Origin of the sequence: Litchfieldia stipae (assembly GCF_014837155.1) — a bacterium.
Classification (GTDB): Bacteria; Bacillota; Bacilli; order Bacillales; family Bacillaceae_L; genus Litchfieldia.
In genome coordinates this window covers 359,192-375,466 of record NZ_JACYHA010000001.1, presented here as the reverse complement: position 1 = coordinate 375,466, position 16,275 = coordinate 359,192, and the positions used below count along the sequence as shown (strand labels likewise).

Below are 16,275 nucleotides of genomic sequence, written 5' to 3'. Positions count from 1 at the left end.
GATGGTAGAGGGTTTTTTCTTATGTGAGTATGAACAAACTATGAACAAACTATTTCTCAATTATTAACATTTGTAATACAAAGCAGAAAACAATTGCTATTATTGTGATTTCAACTTATTTTTGAAGAAGAAAAAGATAAATAGATAGACGGTACCCTATGGTGCAGGAGGAATGATTATATGAATATTCTCGTCATTGAAGACAATGAAAGTGTTTGTTCAATGCTTGAGATGTTTTTTGTGAAGGAAGGAATTAACGGTCAATTTGTTCATGATGGACTTGAAGGCTATCAAACCTACAAAAACGGTACATTTGATGTAGTGATAGTAGATTGGATGCTACCAGGAATGGATGGAGTGACTATTTGTAGAAAGATAAGAGCTGATCAAAGTACAGTACCTATCATTATGTTAACTGCAAAGGACAGTGAGTCAGATCAAGTATTGGGGCTTGAGATGGGGGCAGATGATTATGTGACAAAGCCCTTTAGTCCACTAGCATTAATGGCTAGAATAAAAGCTGTTACAAGAAGATATGGGAAGATAAATGGAGAAGTGGAGACCAAATATCTTGAAACTCAGTTTTTTAAAATTAGCAAGGAAACACGAGAGGTATTTCTTAATAATGTTCCTATTACTAATTTAACTCCAAAGGAATTTGATTTACTTTATTATTTTGCACAGCATCCTCGTCAGGTGTTTTCAAGAGAACAGTTACTTGAACGAGTGTGGGGGTATCAATTCTATGGTGATGAGAGAACCGTTGATGTTCATATTAAGAGGTTAAGAAAAAAAGTAGGGTCAGATTCACAACCATTTTTCCACACGGTTTGGGGAGTGGGGTATAAGTTTGATGAATCGGTGGATGTAAATGCGCATTAAATATATTTATCAGCTATTAGCTAGTCATCTTAGTATATTACTTGTCGCTTTTTCCATTTTGAGCATTCTCTTTGCTCATTATGTAGAGAATTTGGTCTACCAAAATAAAGCTGAAGAGCTGTCTGCATATGGGAATAGTATATTATCGGATTTGCAAAAAAATCCAAATAGGCAAGGTGTAATAGCAGACCAATACAGTCAGGTGCTTATTGGTAGGAAGATTCAATATCTCGTTTTTGATGAAAATTTCAATATCAACTATCCCTTGCAGGCAAGGATGCTTATGCCAAGATTTGAAACAGAAGAGTTAACTAAATTAACTCAAGGTCAAACGATTGTTGTTAGGCGCGATTTTGAACGATTTTCCCAAGCAGTTTCCTTTGTAGCTGTTCCATATATTCATAATGATCAATTTTTAGGAGGAGTGCTATTAACGTCTCCTATTGGTGGTTCGCGGGAAATGATTAGCCAAATAAATAAATATTTATTTATTACCGTTCTTATTGCGCTATCTATTGCTGTGTTGCTTAGTTTGATCCTTTCAAGAATACATGTGAAGAGAATTCAAAAAATACGTGATGCAACCTCATTGATTTCTGCTGGAAATTACCAGGTATATGTTCCATCATCAAGCTTTGATGAAATCGGTGAGCTTGCAAATGATTTTAATTCAATGGTTGATAAGTTGAGTAAATCCCAACTAGAAATTGAGAGTCTTGAGAATCGGAGAAGACAATTCTTTGCTGATGTTTCTCATGAGCTTAGAACACCTCTAACAACGATTAGTGGAATGGTCGAAGGGATTAGGGATGATATGATTCCTGAGAATGAGAAGCAACGAGCGGTACACTTAATCAATCAAGAAACTAAAAGACTAATACGGCTGGTTAATGAGAATTTGGATTATGAAAAAATAAGATCAAATCAAGTGTTTTTACAAAAGGAAGTCATTGAATTAAGTGAAGCACTAGAAATTATCCAAGAACAATTAAGTATTCAAGCAGAAGAAAAGAACAACGAGCTAATTGTTGAAGTGCCAGAGCAGCTATCGATTTACGCGGACTATGATCGTTTAATACAGATCTTGATTAATATCACGAAGAATAGTATTCAATTTACATCTGAAGGAAAAATATGGCTGCGAGGCAAAGCTGGCTATAGAGAAACGATTATTGAAATTGAGGATACCGGGATTGGGATTGATGCCAACGAAATAGAATCGATTTGGCATCGATTCTACAAAGCAGATATATCAAGAACGAATAATCCATACGGTCAGTCAGGACTTGGTCTTTCAATCGTAAAGAAATTAGTGGAACTCCATGATGGAGAAATTAAAGTAACAAGTGAGAAGAACAAAGGAACGAAATTTGTAATTCGAATACCTGAAAAACAATGAACCAGAGGGATTCCCTCTGGTTTTCTTTCATAATGTTTTCATTTTTCCTTTTGACAGTTTTACATTCACATCTGAAATGGTTGCTATACTTTGATCATGAGTGACGACAATAACACATTTGTTTTCTGTATGGGCTAGTTCTTGAAAAAGATGAATCACATCTTTAGCAGTATCTTCATCCAAATTACCTGTGGGTTCATCAGCGATAATTAAGTCTGACTCACAGCTTAATGCTCGTGCAATTGAAACACGTTGTTGCTGCCCGCCACTTAAAGTTAAGACTTTTTGTCGTGCTTGTTTTTCAGTTATTCCAACTTTTTGTAGGGTTTCTAAGGCATGTTGTTTTTTGTTCTGTTGAGGAGATTTTGTAATCTCCATAGCTGTAATTACATTTTGTAAGGCGGACATATATGGAAGTAGATTATATGATTGAAATATGATAGAAACATATTTATTTCTAAATCTTGCTAATCCAATATCATTGATCTCTTTTCCCTCATATAAAATTGAACCACTTTTGGGAAGATCTAAGCCACTTGCTAGCGCAAGAAAGGTTGTTTTGCCTGAACCAGAAGGACCTACAATGGTATAAAACTTGCCTTTGTCAAAGCTAATATTCACATCAGTTAAAATATTGTTCTTATTACTCTCATGTTTATACCAATAATTGATTGAGTTGAATTCTAATAATGCACTCATTTCTATCACTCCTTAATCTTGTTTAGTTAAAATGGTTTTAGGTTGTAATCGAATCACTGTTAAAGATGGGATTAATGCTGATAGAATGGCGATTAATAAGCCGATGCCTGCAAGGATACCTAAATCATTTGGAGTAACAGCAATTTGTAGTTCGTCAATTGTATCGACCTGCTCCAATGGCATGATTCCTCGTCCTATACCAAAGCCCATCCCGCGACCACCAAATGAAGCTGGTTCATTTACATTCTCTTGTAGTTGGGTTAATTCTTGATTTAAAAGTTGATCACTAATTTTTGATGCAACAAGGTTCCCACTTATAGACGAAATACCTAGTGCTATAACCGCGACGAAAATGATTTCAGTAATAAACTGCCCCATTAGCTTCCAACGATTTTCACCAATCGCAAGTAAAACACCCATTTCATATTTTCGTTCTCTAATTGACATCATGACGATTAATCCTAAAATAATTGCACCTGCAATACTGACTAGGTAGACAACATTTTTTGAAAAAGAAGCAACATTTTTGATAGGTCCGACCATTTGTTGATATAGGGCATCATTTGTATCTAACATAAATGTATTAAAGTCTATTGAGCTTTCAGTCTCTGCTTGGGTGACAAATTGCTCAATTTCAGCTGGATCATTCATATAGTAGATTGCACTATCAATCATCCCGTTGTAATCTTCACCTTTAAGTAAAGCTGAGGTTGTATATGGTACATAAAGCAGGTTATATGGATTCATAAATGAAAGGTTCACTCCTATATCTAAGCCTGTTGAAGTGGTTTCGTAAATCCCAACAATTTCAAGTTCTGTTGATATTGCCTCATCATTTGGAGATGTAACTGTAATGATGTCACCGATGGCTAATTCATTTTCTGTAGCAAGTGACCGCTCAATTAAAGTGACATTTTGATTTGCGTCATCCTCAGTAAGATGTCTACCTTCAATAAGGAGCGAAGTCTCATTTAAGAAATCATCAACAGAATCAGTAAATGCTACGCCCTGAATGCTTACATCTGCATTAAACCCTCCTGGCATTCGATTTCCTCCAGGTCCGTTTGTTTCATTCGATGCCTCTTCAGTTGACGCTTCACTTGTTTCATTTTCAATCGGATCAAAATCAGTGGCTAATGCATTTGTTGAGGAAAAGAAGTTATAAGCTTTCACCTGAGAGTATGAAAGTAGCTCCTCGGCCATTTCTTTTTCAATCGGAACAGATTGAAATCTTGTTCTAGCTCCTTGTGCCTGTTGCTGTTCTCTCACCTTTTCCATATTGATTTGTAAAGTAACTTCTCCACCTAATTTTAGCCGTGCTAATTCGCTTGATGTTTCAGCAGCAGAATGAATGGTAATACCAGATAACACTAATACACAAATGACGGTAAAAATAAAAATTTGTAATATGGTCTTACCTTTCCGTGCACTTACACTTAATAATGCTCTTTTAATAAAGTTCATTTCAGTTCCCCTTTTCATTTTATTACACAATTGTATTAATTGGTTAAAGCAAGCTTATCCAAAGAATATGAATAAAATATGACCAAATTTGGACTTATTGTGTAATAAATATAGGAAATACATCGACTTAATTTGTATCAGTTTCTTCTTACACTCTTACGGATTTGTTCATACTTTTGTCATATTTTCTGGATAAGATGTTGTCATGAAAGAAAATTCAAGAACTGCTTTAAATAGAAGAAATTATAATTATGGAGGTTATTAACATGACAAAAGAAAATGAATTCAAATCTTATCAAGAAGATGAAACAGTAAATGAAGCAAGATTGAACGAAACTCTTCCAATTGAATCCTATATAAATGAAGAAATGAATGAAATGCGGGATAAGGATACGGAGCCACTTGCTGAAGAAGAGGTTCTGTATGAAATAATGGATGAACCCAAGAGTGAAGCCAAGCAGGAGAGAAGAGAGGACTACCATAAAAAAGGAAAGCTTAAAAACATAGTCACAACAGTAAGTGCAGGAGTTGTAGGATCACTTTTAACGTTAATATTAGTCCCTTTTACAGATTTTTATGGGGAGTATGTTGTTAATGTAAAGGATCGTGATGTGAGTATCAATTCAGAGACTACTACAAATTCCACACAAAATAGTTCAGACTCACTAGTCAAAGCAACGCCAACTTCAGCACAAGCAACAACAGGATCAATTGCGGATATTGTGGAGAAGGCATCACCAGCGATTGTCGGGATTGTTAACATGAAACAGCAAAACAATCGATTCTCCAATCTATCCGAAACTGTAGAATCTGGTACAGGTTCAGGGGTTATTTTTGAAAAAAATGATAAAACAGCTTATATCGTTACAAATAATCACGTTGTTGAGGGGGCAAACGAAATAGAGGTATCTCTATATAATGGGGAAAAAGTACAAGCAGAGTTGATTGGAGCAGATGCTTTAACTGATCTAGCTGTTTTGAAGATTTCATCAGAGCATGTAGAGGCAACAATTGATTTTGGTGACTCTTCTCAATTAAGACCAGGTGAACAGGTGCTTGCCATTGGTAATCCACTAGGGCTTGATTTATCGAGAACTGTTACTCAAGGGATCGTTAGTGCAACCGAACGTACAATTGATGTAACAACATCTGCTGGTGCTTGGAATCTTGATGTCATTCAAACAGATGCTGCAATAAATCCAGGGAATAGTGGTGGAGCGCTAATTAATACATCAGGACAGGTGATAGGAATTAATAGCTTGAAAATATCAAATAGTGGTGTGGAAGGATTAGGGTTCGCAATCCCAAGTAACGATGTCCTACCAATAGTGAATGAAATCATTAAACAGGGGTATATAGAACGTCCATATATTGGAGTAGGTTTAACAAGCTTAGAGGAGATTCCTCATTTTTATTTACAGGCATTACCGGAAGATTTAAATGGTGGAGTGATGATTTCCAATGTAGATCCTAACTCTGCTGCTGCAGCTGCTGGATTAAAGCTACAGGATGTGATTGTAGCGATTAATGGGAAGGAAGTCAAAAATTCAAGCGAACTGAGAAAATATCTTTATACTGATTTCAAAATAGGTGATGAGGTTGAATTTGAGATTTATCGTGGTGAGGAGTTAATGAAGGTTTCTTTAACCTTGACTAGTAATAAGAGTAATAATCAATAAATGAAGTTACGGGGTAGTCTAGAATGACTACTCTTTTTTTATTTTAATTATAATTATTATAATTTAGTATTGATTTTAATTTGTTGGTGAGTATAATAGAAATAAATAAACAATTAAAGAGTATTATTGTATTAGTTTGCTTTTAAAGACGCAGCATGAATATACTCCGAGTCCTGCGGGAGTCTTCGTATATTCATGCTGCTAGAAATAATTTTAAATCTATGAATGTCTAATACAACTAATTTTGAGAAAACAACTTAATTAAAAGGGGTGTACATATTGAAAGAGAACCGATGTCCTATATGTCAAAAAACAATTCGCCAATTAAAACATTCAAAGCTATGCGACTGTGGTCCCAAAATCCTTTTATTGAATAGTAAAAATAATGAGAGCCTTAAGGTGGTTTCAAAGTAGTTATAACTTTTTGGCCCGTGGAATGATTTGCATTAACTTTTTGTCTTCACTAACGTTTTGTTATATTCTTCAATCAACTCGCTTAAAGTATAGTCATAGAGCTGTTCTTCATTATTTGAATAAGCCCCTGATTCGATTAATTTCTGAATATAATGGTGTCTCATCTTCTCCACTGCATTCCGGAGATGTTTTGTCATGCTATTCCCCCTGCCTCTTTTGTGTCATTTTTCCATAGGTGTAACTAAGAGAAGTGTGTTTACATAAATATAAGTTAAAATATGTTATAATAGAAATAAAGTGAGGAAATATTATGAATTTTGAATGATTCTTAATACTTCAGCAGCTTTATTTCCGATTAAAGCTACTAATTCTTCATATAGTTCGTCTCGTAGCAAATCTAATTGGATGATCTCATTAGCTATGGAAATTGCCTTTTCTTTGTTCACGAAACTTACCTCCTTAAAGAATGTATGATTTAAACTTTGCTAAAGTTTATTAGTTTTACAATGAATGATTAAAAATAATTATAATCACATTTCTTCTGCATTTCTACAATGTTGTAAGGAAAACTGACATAATATTGTTAGTTTTTTAAAAATAATGTAAGGAAATCTAACAATCTTTCCCACAAGTCTGATCATTTTGTGTATATTTAATATAGAGGTATTTATACACAAGGGGGAGAGAGCGTGTTGTCTTCTAGTGATAATTCTTATATTTATAAGAAAGTAATTTCAATCGGTACGGTTTGTGAATTGACTGGGTTAAGTGAACGCCAAATTAGGTATTACGAAGAAAGAGAATTAATATTCCCTAAAAGATCCAATAAAGGAAATCGTAAATATTCCTTCTCAGATGTTGAAACTCTGATGGATATTGCAAATAAAATGGAAGATGGCTTGCAAACATCTGATTTAAAAAAAGAAATATCTAATAAGCGTTTAGGGGAGAAAAAATCAGAAGTGAATGAACAAATGATTCGTGGTCAGTTAAATGCCTATTTTAAACGAAGAGAATAACAACATTTCATTATAAGTATAAGGAGGCAGCTCTGAAAAAGAGTTGTCTCTTTTAACGTGAAATTAAGCAATCAGACTAGGATAATACCGGAAATATGAGGTGTATTTCCGAGATTATCCAAAAGGGAATAACAGTATATAGCTACACTTAGTTATGAACAAGGAAGATATCTGAAGGTGGTCAATTAGATAAAGAGGGATTAGGTGGCATTTTGTAATGTTTCTTTCGTTACTTTTTGAACTGTGGAGCATAGCGCAGTTTCTTCATCAATAATCTCCTGAAGAATATTATCGATGAAATATTGAACACAACTCATATCTTTGTATTGCAGAATCGTCTCGAGGGCTTCTTGATAGATTTGAATAAAAAGTGGCTCCGGATTCCCTTTAATGATTTCACCAAATGATTCATATAAGAGATCGATTTTATCAGCAATTGCAAGGATTCTTCCTTCAATTGAATCATCCTTTCCTTCGCAAAACCTCTCCTCATATATTTTCTGGAATTCTTCTGGAAATTCACGACCGATGAAATCACGAATCATTGATTCCTCAACTTGAGTAAAAAGCTCCTTTAATTTTGGAAGCGCATATTTAACAGGGGTCATAATATCACCAGTAAATAATTCAGAGTAGTCATGATTAATCGCTTTTTCATAGACTAATTTCCAATTGATCGGTGTTCCATGCATTTCTTCGACTGTTGCTAGAAATTGAGCAATTTTCGTTACTTTAAAAGAATGACTTGCAACGGAATGTTCTTGATATTTAAATTTACCAGGACAACGAATGATTCCTTCTAAATTTGAAAGACTCTTGAAATATATGTGTATCCCCATGGGTTTTCCTCCTTTTCAAATAGTAAGAATTGGATACGACAAGCTATTTAATAATAGGTATGAAAAATTTTATTGAGATAGAAGTTAACTGTTATTTTCCAATTTTGAGGTATTTCGAATAATTATACATGAATCAGGCTTGTCTTATCAATTGTTAATTCTGAATATTATAAAAATGAGCAAGTGTTATAAGTTAAATTTATGATAATAATAGTTTTTGGTTGTTTTTGAACAATACATCCATTTATTTGACTGTTATTGATAATTTTTAAAAGATTATGATTGACTTGTGAAAAGGCTTTCGATATTATTTATTTTGTAGACGACAAATTTCGAGGTAGGAGGTTCCTTAGTATGCTAACACCTGAGCGCCATCGCATTATATTAGAAGTATTATCACAGCATGAAGTAGCAAAAATACAAGATTTTGTTGATGCAACTTCTTCATCTGAATCAACCATCAGGAGAGACTTAAGTCAACTAGAGGAAGAAGGGAAATTAAAGCGTGTGCATGGTGGTGCCTCACTACTAATTCAGAAAAGAAATGAGCTAAGTTATACTGAAAAATCCACTAAAAATCACGAGGAGAAAGAGGCCATTGCTAAATATGCAGCTGGGTTAATTCGTGACGGGGATTGCATCTATTTAGATGCTGGGACGACAACGAATAAATTAGTTCGTTCGATTGTTGCCCGTGATGTCACGGTGGTTACAAATGATATTATGTTGCTTGAAACGTTAATTGATCATCAAATAGAAACATATTTAATTGGTGGGTTAATCAAACATAAAACGAAAGCGTTAATTGGTAGTGGTGCTTTAGAAGGATTAAGAAGATATCGTTTTGATAAATGTTTTCTTGGGATTAACGGCATACATCCTGATTATGGATTCACAACGCCTGATCCAGAGGAAGCAGCAGTTAAAAGCTTAGCCCTACAGCTTTCACAAAGCAAATATGTCCTCGCAGATCATACAAAGTTTCATGAAGTCACATTCGCAAAAATTGCAGATGTTCATCAGGCAGTGATTATCACTAATAAAACTGATGATGAATTATTGATAGATTTTAACAATAAGACAGATATTATTACAGTATAAAGTAGCTGGAAGTCTATACTTACGAGTTTACTAAGAAGAAATGAGGTTATAAGCAATGAAGATTACAGACCTTCTTAAAAGGGATACGATTCTGTTAGATTTACAAGCAACTTCAAAAGAATCGGTTATTGACGAATTAGTAGATCAGCTGAACCAAGCAGGAAGGTTAGCTGATAAGGATAAATTTAAAGAAGCGATTTTAGCTCGAGAGGCACAAAGTACAACTGGAATTGGTGAAGGAATTGCGATTCCTCATGCGAAAACAAATGCGGTTAAAACACCTGCCATTTGTTTCGGTAGATCAATCAACGGAATTGATTACAATTCGTTAGATGGTCAGCCAAGTCATTTGTTCTTTATGATTGCGGCAAGTGAAGGGGCGAATAATACACATCTTGAAACTCTTTCACGCTTATCATCGTTCTTAATGGATACTGGTTTTCGTGACAAGTTATCAACTGCGTCATCGGTGGACGAGGTACTAACTGCAATTGACGAAAAAGAGGCAGCAGAAGAAACTGATCAAAACAAAGTAACAAAGGAAGCGGCAAAAGGGAGTATCTTAGCAGTTACTGGTTGCCCGACAGGAATTGCACACACGTATATGGCTGCTGATGCCTTAAAGAATAAAGCAAATGAGCTTGGTGTAGATATTAAAGTTGAAACAAATGGTTCAGGCGGTGTCAAAAATAAATTAACATCGAAAGAAATTGAAGAAGCTACAGCGATTATTGTTGCTGCAGATACGAAAATAGAAATGGATCGATTTAAAGGGAAAGTTGTTATTGAAGTTCCAGTTGCTGCTGCTATTCGTAAGCCACAGGAATTAATTGACAAGGCACTCAAGCAACAAGGACCAACATATCAAGGTGGAAGTAAAACGCAAGACACGAATGACACTGAAGTAGGTAAAAAATCCGGTTTCTATAAGCATTTAATGAATGGTGTTTCAAACATGCTTCCATTTGTTGTTGGTGGAGGGATATTAATTGCCCTTTCATTTATTTTTGGTATTAATGCCAATGACCCAAATGATCCAACATATCATCCAATTGCTGGTGCATTAATGACAATTGGTGGTGGAAATGCATTTGGATTAATGATTCCTATTTTGGCTGGATTTATTGCAATGAGTATAGCAGATCGTCCAGGTTTCGCACCAGGTGCAGTTGCTGGATTAATGGCAGCAACAGGTGGAGCAGGTTTCCTTGGTGGATTAATTGCAGGTTTCTTAGCAGGTTACATTGTTGTTGGCCTTAAAAAGCTATTCAACGGATTACCACAATCTCTAGAAGGAATTAAGCCGGTATTACTTTATCCTGTATTTGGAATTCTCATTTCTGGACTAATTATGATGTTCCTGGTCATTGAGCCTGTAAGTGCATTAAATACAGGATTAACGAATTGGTTAGCAGGTTTAGGTACAGGAAACCTAGTCTTCCTTGGATTACTATTAGGTGGAATGATGGCAATCGATATGGGTGGCCCAATCAACAAAGCCGCTTTCACATTTGGTATTGCCATGATTGATGCAGGAAACTTAGCACCACATGCGGCGATTATGGCTGGTGGTATGGTTCCTCCACTTGGCATTGCTCTTGCAACAACGCTGTTTAAGAATAAATTTACGAAAGCTGAAAAAGAAGCTGGGAAAACAAATTATATTATGGGTGCATCATTCATCACTGAAGGTGCGATTCCCTTCGCAGCTGCAGACCCAGGTCGAGTGATTCCTGCATCCGTAGTAGGATCAGCGGTTGCCGGTGCGTTAACGATGATGTTTGGAATTGGATTACCAGCTCCACACGGTGGTGCATTTGTTATCCTATTAGTTGAAGGTAATCCATTACTATATCTAGTAGCAATTGTTATTGGAGCTATTGTAACAGCTTTAATGCTTGGCTTCTTGAAAAAACCAGTTGAATAAGTTTCATATTGTAAAACATAAAGCTGTTCTTATATGGACAGCTTTTTTTGTATGAAAAGATATGAATAGGGAAAATTAAGGATACTATTCGTGAAGGAGGATAAAATGAAATATTCTTCTATTTTCATTATCATAATCCTTTTTATTGCAGCATCGACTTATCATGTACAAGCGAAAAACAAAGAAGAGGACTTACAAGCAGCCATTATCATTGATGATTTTGGTGGTGGAATAGGTGGAGTGGGTGACTTCTTGAATGGAGCTGTTCCGATTACCGCTGCAGTAATGCCATTTTCAGAGCATTCGAAAGATCATGCAATCAAAGCCCATAATAGAGGGTTTGAAGTTATGGTTCATTTACCAATGCAGCCGAAAAAAGGGAAGATATCATGGTTAGGTCCCAATCCAATCACCAAAACCCTCTCAACTGAAGAAGTGAAGGAACGAGTAGAGAAGGCGATTGAAAGTGTTCCTTATGCGAAAGGGCTTAATAATCATATGGGTTCACTTGTCGTTGAAGATGAACGAATTGTAAGGGCCATTGTGGAGGTTGCTAAGAAACATCAAATGTACATTGTTGATAGTGGAACAAGTGGAAAAACAAAATTTCCTAAGGTAGCAAAAGAGCTTGGTGTACCAATTGTGATGAGAGATGTCTTTCTTGATGATGTTTCGTCAGTTCATTATGTGAAAAAACAAATGAAGAGATTAGCTAAAATTACTGAGAAGCATAAGAAAGGGATTGCGATTGGGCATGTAGGGGTTACGGGAAAAGTGTGTTCAACTGGTATCTTTGAATCGATGCCAGAGTTCAAAAAAAGAAATATTGAAATTGTTCCAGTATCTGAATTGTTAAATGAAGAAATACAAGAAAAGTACTTTGAGTTTATTCATTAAGGCTGTTTTCGTATAAATTGTTGCTTTTAAAGTCGTAGCCTGAATACACTCCGCGTCCTGTGGGGTGAGCGGTGAGCCTCCTCGTCGCTGGCTCCTGTGGGGTCTCACTTTGGCTCACGCATCCCACGGGAGTTTTGAGCGTATTCAGTCTGCTAGAATTATCTCTTTTAAATAATGTACAGCTAAACAACAAACTTTGGGAAAACAGCCTTCATTAACAATAAAAAGGCTAATTCAGATTTTGAATTAGCCTAAAGTTATTATTGGAATTTTTCTAGTTTCTTAAGTAAAAGATTTGCTCTTGTAGAACCGTTTTGATTTAATTTTGAGATGATCTTCATACGCATTTGGTCATTTAATTTTTCATACAGAATGTAAGCTTTAAAATCATCAGAAGTAATCAACTTACGGTATATCTTTGAGGTTTCTTTATCACTGGGGTCCATAAATGGTTTCCTTTTCTCCCTTCGATAAAAATATTTTATATTATTTTATCTAAATATTCTGAATTTGTAAATATAATTTGTATATTTTTGTTAATTATTTTCAGCTGTTTTCGTATATAGTTGCTTTGAATACCAGCCTGAATACACTCCGCGTCCTGTGGGAGCCAACGCATCCCACGGGAGTCTTGAGTATATTCAGGCTGCTAGAAATCTATTTTCAACTATTTATCTCAAAAAACAACAAACTTTGAGAAAACAGCCTAAATTTTTTTAAGATTGTAACTTGTGATGATTATACTTCAATTAGATGATATTAATCAACCAATAGCCCTTAATCGAATATTCACTCAAACTATTAATATACATAATTAATTCAAGATAAACAAAACAAGATCGGTATGATAGGTTGTATAATGAAAGGTGATTTGATAAAGTACAATGGTATAAAACCCATCAAATGACGGAGGAAATTAGATGAATCTTGATTTTATAAGTGAATCTTTTACAAAGCTTAGGAAAGAAACACCGCTTGTACATAATATAACGAATGTTGTTGTTACTAACTTTACAGCAAATGGTTTATTGGCGATAGGGGCTTCACCTGTCATGGCAAATGCCATTGAAGAGGTTGCAGATATGGTGAAAATTGCAGGTGCACTAGTTCTAAATATAGGTACACTGACTGCAGATACAGTTGAATCAATGATTGTTGCTGGTAAAGCTGCGAACAAGCTAGGGACGCCAGTTATCTTTGATCCAGTTGGAGCTGGAGCAACTCCATATCGAACTGATACGGCTAGAAAAATCCTATCTGAAGTACAAGTATCTATTGTTAGAGGGAATGCAGCAGAGGTTGCTAATATCGTTGGAGAAGAATGGGCAATCAAAGGTGTTGATGTGGGTGAGGGGGCAGGTGATGTTGTAAGCCTGGCTCAAAAAGCAGCCCGGAATCTACATACAACTGTCGTAATCACAGGTAAAGAGGATGTGGTTGCGAGTGTTGAAGAAACATTAGTTATTGCTAATGGTCATCCATTATTAACGAAGGTGACTGGAACTGGTTGTTTACTAACTTCAGTGATTGGTGCATTCTCAGCTGTTGAAAAAAATAGTGTGAAAGCAGCAGCAGCAGCTTTAGCTTGCTACGGTATTGCAGCTGAACTAGCTGCAGAGAATAAAGGACAAGAGGGGCCAGGAAGCTTCCAGATTGAATTACTAAATCAATTGTATCAGCTTTCAGAGGAATCCATTCGTTCTTTTGCAAAGGTTACTAAACAATAACGTAGAAAGGCTGCCCCACTTGTGCTTGGCACTGATGGGAACAGCCTTGTTTACTTAAACTTATCTATAAAATTAGAGATTTTATCTCCAACTGTGTTGATATCCTTTTTGGCTTCATCTAATACTTGCTTCCATTTCGAACTTTCTTCTTTTAGCTTCTGTTCAATTTGTTCTGCTTTTTCCTTCATTTTTTCTCGATCAATCGTTGGTGGTTTGTTCTCTGTGCCAGCGAGTTGTTTATTTATTGATACAACCTCGAATTCTCCTGGTGCAGTGTACTGAAAGGCTTCTTCGAAAATCGCTCTAAAAAGTGGTACAACACTATCAGAACTAGTCCCCCTTAAATAATGCTCGCGATCGGTTTTGTCATAACCTAACCAAACAGCTCCAACTAAGTTTGGAGTGTATCCAACAAACCATTGGTCTTTCGTACCATTAATGTCTTCAAAAGGTACTTGAGTCGATCCAGTTTTACCAGCAATCGGAATTCCTTGTATGCTTGTTCCTTTGCCTGTTCCAGATTCCACTACATTTAAAAGCATAGAAGTCATCTCGTTTGCGACTTTCTTTGATGTCACTCTAACCGACTTAGACTCATGTTCTGCGATGACATTTCCTGTTGGACCAACGATTTTTGTGATCAAATGGCTTTCGTGTCTTGTTCCGCCATTTGGGAATGCTGCATAGCTCTCTGCTAATTGTAGAGGAGAGATTCCTCTGTTCATTCCACCAAGTGCAATGGCTAGGTGTTCATCCTCAGGAGTATATGAAATGCCAAAACGTTTCAAAGACTTAAGTCCTTTTTCTAACCCTATTTCATCTAACAATCTTACCGCAGGAAGGTTTAATGAATCTTGAACAGCCTCATACATAGGTACTTCACCACGATACGTATTGGTTGAGTTCTTAGGTGTATAGTCATTAAATGTTTTTGGTTCGTCTATTAAGATAGAACTACTGTTAAACCCTGACTCCAAAGCAGGTGTATAGACTGTAATTGGCTTTAAGGTTGAACCAGGCTGTGCTTTCATATGTGTTGCGCGATTAAAGCCGCGGAATACATAGTCACCACGACCACCAACAAGCCCTCTTACTCCACCAGAATGAGGGTCAAGTAATACTGCACCACTTTGAACTAATGTATTTCCTCTACCACTTGGGAATCGTGAATCCTGTTTATAGATTTTTTCTAATGTGAATTGAAGATTTTGATCCATTTCTGTATATATTCGGTAGCCACGAGTGAAGATTTCTTCCTGTGTCAATCCGTATTCATTTATCGCTTCATCCAGTGCAGCATCGACGTAATATGGGAAACTTCTTTCAATGAAGCTCCCTCCACCTTCTTTTAGAATAATCTCCTCAGATAGAGCTAGTTTGTACTCTTCTTCAGTGATTTTACCTGTCTCATGCATTTTCGCTAACACAAGATCACGTCTGTTCATCGCTCGTTCGTAATGATTAAAAGGATCAAGAGCTGATGGAGCTTGAAGCAATCCTGCGAGAAGGGCTGCCTCACTAATTGAAACAGTTGAAATATCTTTGTCAAAATACTTTTTTGCTGCGTGATTAATTCCCCATGCCCCTTTACCAAAGTAAACTTGATTTAAGTACATTTCTAAAATATCATCTTTAGAATAATTTTTTTCAATTTCAACAGCTAGAAATAATTCTTCAATTTTTCGCTTGTAGGTTTTCTCTGGTGACAGAAGAGCATTTTTTGTTAATTGTTGTGTGATTGTGCTCCCTCCCCCTGTAATTCTTCCTGAGAAAAGGTTTTTGAAGAATACTCGGGTAATCCCAATGACATCGAAACCGTTGTGGTCATAGAATCGGTGATCCTCAATGGCAACAACGGCATCTGGAACATGAGAAGGAAGTTTATCAACCTGGACACCTTCAGTTCGGTTTGTCGATAAAGTTGTTGCAACATCCCCATCTTTGTCATAAATGACAGTTGCTTGATTTATCCCATCTTTTAAAGATTGTACATTTGCAGTACTCGCCATATATGCAAAAAATAATAAAAAGCCTAAGACTACAGTGAAAAATAATAGAAGCATAATCTTGGTCATATGCTTTTCCTTCCAAAATCGAACAACAGTACTTCTAATTAACTTCAAATATTCCATAGTGACTCCTATCTATAATGAACTATACCAATATATTTTTTTAAAACTAATACTTCATTTTTACCATGAAACGATAAAAACTGCTATCTAATTCAT

15 protein-coding genes are annotated in these 16,275 nt (G+C 35.8%); 8 read left to right on the top strand and 7 right to left on the bottom strand.

Annotation, left to right across the window (positions count from 1 at the left end):
* Positions 1-180: 180 nt before the first annotated feature.
* Both F7888_RS01790 and F7888_RS01785 read left to right on the top strand, forming a co-directional pair.
* Positions 181-882, top strand: coding sequence for a response regulator transcription factor (locus F7888_RS01790; RefSeq protein ID WP_191776635.1), 702 nt, complete (start codon positions 181-183; stop codon positions 880-882).
* Positions 872-2,281, top strand: coding sequence for a sensor histidine kinase (locus tag F7888_RS01785; RefSeq protein ID WP_191776633.1), 1,410 nt, complete (start codon positions 872-874; stop codon positions 2,279-2,281). The genes F7888_RS01790 and F7888_RS01785 overlap by 11 nt, the downstream gene beginning before the upstream one ends.
* A gap of 27 nt (positions 2,282-2,308) precedes the next feature.
* Here F7888_RS01785 and F7888_RS01780 read toward each other — a convergent pair whose 3' ends face one another.
* Both F7888_RS01780 and F7888_RS01775 read right to left on the bottom strand, forming a co-directional pair.
* A complete protein-coding gene (locus F7888_RS01780; RefSeq protein WP_191776631.1) occupies positions 2,309-2,980 on the bottom strand; it encodes an ABC transporter ATP-binding protein in 672 nt (223 codons plus the stop codon).
* Positions 2,981-2,992: 12 nt separating this feature from the next.
* On the bottom strand, positions 2,993-4,444 hold the full coding sequence (locus F7888_RS01775) for an ABC transporter permease (RefSeq protein WP_191776629.1): 1,452 nt from the start codon (positions 4,442-4,444) through the stop codon (positions 2,993-2,995).
* A 266-nt stretch (positions 4,445-4,710) separates the two neighbouring features.
* Between F7888_RS01775 and F7888_RS01770 the strand changes: the two genes are divergently transcribed.
* The gene (locus F7888_RS01770; RefSeq protein WP_225228537.1) at positions 4,711-6,123 is read left to right on the top strand and encodes a S1C family serine protease; all 1,413 of its coding nucleotides are present in this window, start codon (positions 4,711-4,713) and stop codon (positions 6,121-6,123) included.
* A gap of 446 nt (positions 6,124-6,569) precedes the next feature.
* Here F7888_RS01770 and F7888_RS01765 read toward each other — a convergent pair whose 3' ends face one another.
* Together F7888_RS01765 and F7888_RS01760 are read right to left on the bottom strand one after the other, a co-directional pair.
* Complete coding sequence (locus tag F7888_RS01765; RefSeq protein ID WP_191776627.1) at positions 6,570-6,734, bottom strand: Fur-regulated basic protein FbpA; 165 nt, start codon at positions 6,732-6,734, stop codon at positions 6,570-6,572.
* A gap of 111 nt (positions 6,735-6,845) precedes the next feature.
* Positions 6,846-6,983: a hypothetical protein gene (locus F7888_RS01760; protein ID WP_191776625.1), complete on the bottom strand. Its 138-nt coding sequence runs from the start codon at positions 6,981-6,983 to the stop codon at positions 6,846-6,848.
* A gap of 246 nt (positions 6,984-7,229) precedes the next feature.
* On the opposite strand from F7888_RS01760, the gene F7888_RS01755 reads away from it, so the two are divergent.
* Positions 7,230-7,556, top strand: a complete 327-nt coding sequence (locus tag F7888_RS01755; RefSeq protein ID WP_191776791.1) for a MerR family transcriptional regulator — start codon at positions 7,230-7,232, stop codon at positions 7,554-7,556.
* Positions 7,557-7,756: 200 nt separating this feature from the next.
* On the opposite strand, the gene F7888_RS01750 is transcribed toward F7888_RS01755, so the two are convergent.
* On the bottom strand, positions 7,757-8,395 hold the full coding sequence (locus F7888_RS01750; protein ID WP_191776623.1) for an HD domain-containing protein: 639 nt from the start codon (positions 8,393-8,395) through the stop codon (positions 7,757-7,759).
* A gap of 354 nt (positions 8,396-8,749) precedes the next feature.
* Here F7888_RS01750 and F7888_RS01745 point away from each other — a divergent pair, with 354 nt between their 5' ends.
* From F7888_RS01745 to F7888_RS01735, 3 genes are all read left to right on the top strand, one after another.
* Positions 8,750-9,496, top strand: a complete 747-nt coding sequence (locus F7888_RS01745; protein ID WP_191776621.1) for a DeoR/GlpR family DNA-binding transcription regulator — start codon at positions 8,750-8,752, stop codon at positions 9,494-9,496.
* Between the two features lie 55 nt (positions 9,497-9,551).
* On the top strand, positions 9,552-11,423 hold the full coding sequence (locus F7888_RS01740; RefSeq protein WP_191776620.1) for a PTS fructose transporter subunit IIABC: 1,872 nt from the start codon (positions 9,552-9,554) through the stop codon (positions 11,421-11,423).
* A gap of 105 nt (positions 11,424-11,528) precedes the next feature.
* Positions 11,529-12,320 (top strand): divergent polysaccharide deacetylase family protein, encoded by a 792-nt coding sequence (locus tag F7888_RS01735; RefSeq protein WP_191776618.1) that lies wholly within the window; start codon positions 11,529-11,531, stop codon positions 12,318-12,320.
* 260 nt (positions 12,321-12,580) lie between these two features.
* On the opposite strand, the gene F7888_RS01730 is transcribed toward F7888_RS01735, so the two are convergent.
* The gene (locus tag F7888_RS01730) at positions 12,581-12,766 is read right to left on the bottom strand and encodes a hypothetical protein (RefSeq protein ID WP_191776616.1); all 186 of its coding nucleotides are present in this window, start codon (positions 12,764-12,766) and stop codon (positions 12,581-12,583) included.
* 474 nt (positions 12,767-13,240) lie between these two features.
* On the opposite strand from F7888_RS01730, the gene thiM reads away from it, so the two are divergent.
* The gene (gene thiM / locus F7888_RS01725) at positions 13,241-14,047 is read left to right on the top strand and encodes a hydroxyethylthiazole kinase (RefSeq protein ID WP_191776614.1); all 807 of its coding nucleotides are present in this window, start codon (positions 13,241-13,243) and stop codon (positions 14,045-14,047) included.
* Positions 14,048-14,097: 50 nt separating this feature from the next.
* Here thiM and F7888_RS01720 read toward each other — a convergent pair whose 3' ends face one another.
* Positions 14,098-16,179 (bottom strand): PBP1A family penicillin-binding protein, encoded by a 2,082-nt coding sequence (locus tag F7888_RS01720; protein ID WP_191776612.1) that lies wholly within the window; start codon positions 16,177-16,179, stop codon positions 14,098-14,100.
* Between the last annotated feature and the right edge of the window lie 96 nt (positions 16,180-16,275).

Coding starts and splice junctions, on each gene's coding strand:
- F7888_RS01785 (WP_191776633.1), top strand. CDS start 872: ATGCGCATTAAATATATTTATCAGCTATTAGCTAGTCATCTTAGTATA.
- F7888_RS01770 (WP_225228537.1), top strand. CDS start 4,711: ATGACAAAAGAAAATGAATTCAAATCTTATCAAGAAGATGAAACAGTA.
- F7888_RS01740 (WP_191776620.1), top strand. CDS start 9,552: ATGAAGATTACAGACCTTCTTAAAAGGGATACGATTCTGTTAGATTTA.
- F7888_RS01735 (WP_191776618.1), top strand. CDS start 11,529: ATGAAATATTCTTCTATTTTCATTATCATAATCCTTTTTATTGCAGCA.
- F7888_RS01775 (WP_191776629.1), bottom strand. CDS start 4,444: ATGAACTTTATTAAAAGAGCATTATTAAGTGTAAGTGCACGGAAAGGT.
- F7888_RS01790 (WP_191776635.1), top strand. CDS start 181: ATGAATATTCTCGTCATTGAAGACAATGAAAGTGTTTGTTCAATGCTT.
- F7888_RS01765 (WP_191776627.1), bottom strand. CDS start 6,734: ATGACAAAACATCTCCGGAATGCAGTGGAGAAGATGAGACACCATTAT.
- F7888_RS01780 (WP_191776631.1), bottom strand. CDS start 2,980: ATGAGTGCATTATTAGAATTCAACTCAATCAATTATTGGTATAAACAT.
- F7888_RS01720 (WP_191776612.1), bottom strand. CDS start 16,179: ATGGAATATTTGAAGTTAATTAGAAGTACTGTTGTTCGATTTTGGAAG.
- thiM (WP_191776614.1), top strand. CDS start 13,241: ATGAATCTTGATTTTATAAGTGAATCTTTTACAAAGCTTAGGAAAGAA.
- F7888_RS01745 (WP_191776621.1), top strand. CDS start 8,750: ATGCTAACACCTGAGCGCCATCGCATTATATTAGAAGTATTATCACAG.
- F7888_RS01750 (WP_191776623.1), bottom strand. CDS start 8,395: ATGGGGATACACATATATTTCAAGAGTCTTTCAAATTTAGAAGGAATC.
- F7888_RS01730 (WP_191776616.1), bottom strand. CDS start 12,766: ATGGACCCCAGTGATAAAGAAACCTCAAAGATATACCGTAAGTTGATT.